The 3,550-nt window shown below is 41.0% G+C and carries 3 protein-coding genes; 2 read left to right on the plus strand and 1 reads right to left on the minus strand.

Annotated elements, in window-relative coordinates; all coding sequences use genetic code 11:
* Together ACEW8O_RS14850 and ACEW8O_RS14855 are read left to right on the plus strand one after the other, a co-directional pair.
* The coding region (locus ACEW8O_RS14850; protein ID WP_373495410.1) for an ABC transporter permease at positions 1 to 1,638 on the plus strand (1,638 nt) is incomplete at its 5' end.
* Between the two features lie 198 nt (positions 1,639 to 1,836).
* Positions 1,837 to 3,030: a Kelch repeat-containing protein gene (locus ACEW8O_RS14855; RefSeq protein ID WP_373495411.1), complete on the plus strand. Its 1,194-nt coding sequence runs from the start codon at positions 1,837 to 1,839 to the stop codon at positions 3,028 to 3,030.
* A gap of 34 nt (positions 3,031 to 3,064) precedes the next feature.
* Here the strand turns inward: ACEW8O_RS14855 and ACEW8O_RS14860 are convergent.
* A partial coding sequence (locus ACEW8O_RS14860) for an ABC transporter permease (protein WP_373495412.1) occupies positions 3,065 to 3,550 on the minus strand: 486 nt, incomplete at its 5' end.

Below are 3,550 nucleotides of genomic sequence, written 5' to 3' on the forward strand. Positions count from 1 at the left end.
CAGGCTATAGCCCGGAAAAATGAGGCGGTTGAAGTATTTGTTCCTACTTTGCAGGCACTGAATGATGTCCATTTGGGATCAAAAGAGATCCTTTTTGAGAGCAATTTCAATAAGTCGGATATGCAACATGTGGTCACGCTATCTATTGTTGCTGTCCTGATTTTATTCCTGGCCATCATTAATTTTGCCAATCTTGTCACCGCTAAATCCACCTCCCGGGCAAAGGAAGTTGGAGTCAGAAAGGTGATAGGTGCCTACCGTTCACAACTGATAGGGCAGCATCTTTCAGAGTCAATTCTAGTGGTATTGGTCTCTGCGGTAATAGCCTATTTATTGGTATTGGGATTCCTACCTGTATTCAATGACCTATACCAAAGAGGTGCGGAGATTCAGGCAATGATCGATTATCAGAATCTCCTGATCATCGGAGGGATGATCATTGGAGTTGGCCTTATCTCGGGATTGTATCCTGCCTTTGTACTTTCCTCCTTCAACCCACTTTCAGTGATGAAAGGGGCTTTCAAAAATTCGGAAAGTGGAAAATCCCTTCGAAAATCCCTGGTCGTTTTCCAATTCACCATCAGTATCGGTCTGATAGTGGGTACTGTCATCGTGTACCAACAGATGGACTTTATTTTCAATACAGATCTCGGTTATGACAGGGATCAGATCATTACCATTTCCCAAAACACCAAAAACAGCGAATTTCTCAAAAATGAGCTGGTGCAAAACCCTAACATTCATGCCATAGGCACTTCCTCCGCACAGATCGGACAACAGCTTCCAAGGGGTGGGGTAACCCCACAAGGAGCCTCAGAGGAATCCACCTACATTGTCAGCGAAATGAGTATTGACGAGGCATTTATTCCTACCATGGGCATGGTCATACGGGAAGGAAGAAATTTTTCATTAGCATCATCAGACTCCTTATCTATCATTATCAATGAGGAAATGGCAAAGTTATTTGAATGGGAAGAACCTATAGGGATGAAGATGGATTTAGGGAATGTCACCGTAGAAGTGATAGGGGTAGTAAAAGATTTTCATTTTGCCACCATCCGGCATAAAGTAGAGCCGTTGATGATGTTTTTCAATCCGCAAAACAGCCAAATGGCATTGAAAGTAGATGCACAGAACCTAAACCAAACCTTGGCAGATATTGAAGCTACCTGGAAAACGGTCAACCCTGAAACTCCCTTTGAATATAACTTCCTTGATGCGGAATTTGCCAACCTTTATCGAAACGATCAGGCTTTTGCCTCCATGTTTTTACATTTTGCCATTCTCGCCATTTTGATTGCATGCCTGGGATTATTTGGATTGTCTGCCTACACTGCTGAACAACGGCAAAAAGAAATCAGCATCAGAAAGGTGTTGGGTGCCTCCCCAGGCAATATCATGATAAAACTTTCCATGGAGTTTATTGGATTGGTGAGCATTGCCTTTATCCTGGCCACCATCCTCTCCTATTTTGCAATGAACCAATGGCTGCAGGATTTCCAATACAGGATCCAAATCGAACCGTGGGTATTTCTGATGGCCGGATTGGTGGCCATGTTCATTACCGTAGTGACCATAAGTTTCCAAACTGTTAAAGCCACTTTCAGTAACCCGGTAAATTCATTGAAAAGTGAGTGAGGATTGCCGGGGAAAGGTTTGCCATTGCTTTGTGAAAATACACTATTGGTTGATGAATGTTTTCCCGCAAAGACGCAAAGGAGTTAGTGAAAAAGCATTTTATAAAGAGATTTCTTATTTAAAACAGCATAGTTAGTGTGTGATGGAAAAAGCGTAAAATTCTTTATCAGTATCACTTGGAAACCTAAAATATTTGATATGAAAAATGTAATCTTCATCATCCTTGCCATCGTTTTGGGATTTAATGCCTGTAGCATCCAAAATTCAAAACTGGACAGTATGTTGAATGTTCCAAGTAATTTAGCTTCAATGGCAGTTTCTGATCCTTCAGGCAATGTTTCGAGCGAAATCCCCGTATCAGAAGGCACATTGGTTCCGGTTAAAAATATGCACTTCGCACGTGCAGCACATACAGCAACTTTATTGAAAGATGGGACAGTATTGATTTGCGGAGGTTTTGCGGGCAGTAGCAATAACAGTTTGTCGAGTGCTGAACTTTACAATCCTACCTTAAAATCATTTTCTAAAATCAACCCATTAACTACCCCTCGCATTAATCAGTCAGCAACCCTTTTGCCAAATGGAAAAGTGCTTATTGCCGGAGGTTACAATGGCAATGCCCTCTCCACTACCGAAATTTATGACCCTAAATCAAAAACCTTTTCCCAGGGGCCAGATATGAAAACTCCCAGGTATGGACATACTGCAACCTTACTTCATGACGGAAAAATACTCATGACAGGTGGGGTGGGAACAGGATGGACTTTTTTGTCTTCCGCAGAGATATATGATACACAAACCAATAAATTTACAGAGTCCAGCCCAATGGCCTTTGCCCGTGAATCGCATACAGCCACACTTTTGAAAAATGGAAACGTACTGATTACAGGTGGACACAGAGACAGGAGAGAAAATTTAAAGGTTTACGATGTTGCTGAAATATTTGACAGCAAATCAAATCAATTCACGCCAACAGGAAGTATGAATATCCCCCGGCATAAACATGATGCTGTTCTGCTTTCTGATGGGAAAGTATTGGTCAATGGCGGTGCTGACAGACGGGATTCCCTGTATGCTTCTGCCGAAATCTACGACCCCAATACTGCCCAATTCACCTCCATATCAAACATGAATTTTCCCCGGTTCAAGCACAAAGAGACAAGTATATTGTTGTCGGACAACAATGTTTTGATCGGGGGCGGTTCTGACAAGGCGGAGATTTACAATACCAAGAATTGTAAATTCGTTCCGCTTCAGGGCAACTTAGGGACAACTCGCTTGTTTTCAAGTTCGACACTTTTGGAAAATGGAGAGGTGTTGATCACAGGTGGATATGATGACAAGATCACAGCAAGGAGCGAGTCGCAGTTATTTGTGAAAAACAAACCGTAAAGCTTAATATGAGATCTTTTTGGCAGTGCAATATCTACCGCTGATTAATCTTTTCATTGGTTACAGGCCCTGCAATAAAATCAAATCCTAATGGAAGACTGTCATTTTTGGATTTATAGACTCCTTTAACCAAAACCGAATATTTCCCGTCCAGAATTAATATTTTATCAACCGGATCTTCTTCCCCAAAATATGCCCGGGCTATCCTATCCGAAATCAGAATATTGAAATCATTGTTAAATACCGCATAAGGATCGCCTTTCAATAAAGATAATCCCATGCTTTTAAACCGATTTTTATCTAAAAAAATTAGGCCTCCCTCTATGGCCTTTATGTCCGATGATGATTCGGTTTCAGATATAAAAACAACAAATTCATACTTCACCGAAGATGAATTTGATTCTGCTGAATGTGGTTTAAACTCTTTGTTATCATAGGAATTCGGAATATTAAAACTTTCCTTAACTCCAAATTTTTTCAGATCCACAAATTCAACAGGTTGTTCTGAATAATTCATCGA

It is taken from the genome of Aquiflexum sp. (assembly GCF_041749095.1).
Taxonomy (GTDB): domain Bacteria; phylum Bacteroidota; class Bacteroidia; order Cytophagales; family Cyclobacteriaceae; genus Aquiflexum.

Bases quoted from the DNA above. Each gene is read 5' to 3' on its own strand.
- ACEW8O_RS14855 (WP_373495411.1), top strand. From the start codon at position 1,837: ATGAAAAATGTAATCTTCATCATCCTTGCCATCGTTTTGGGATTTAAT.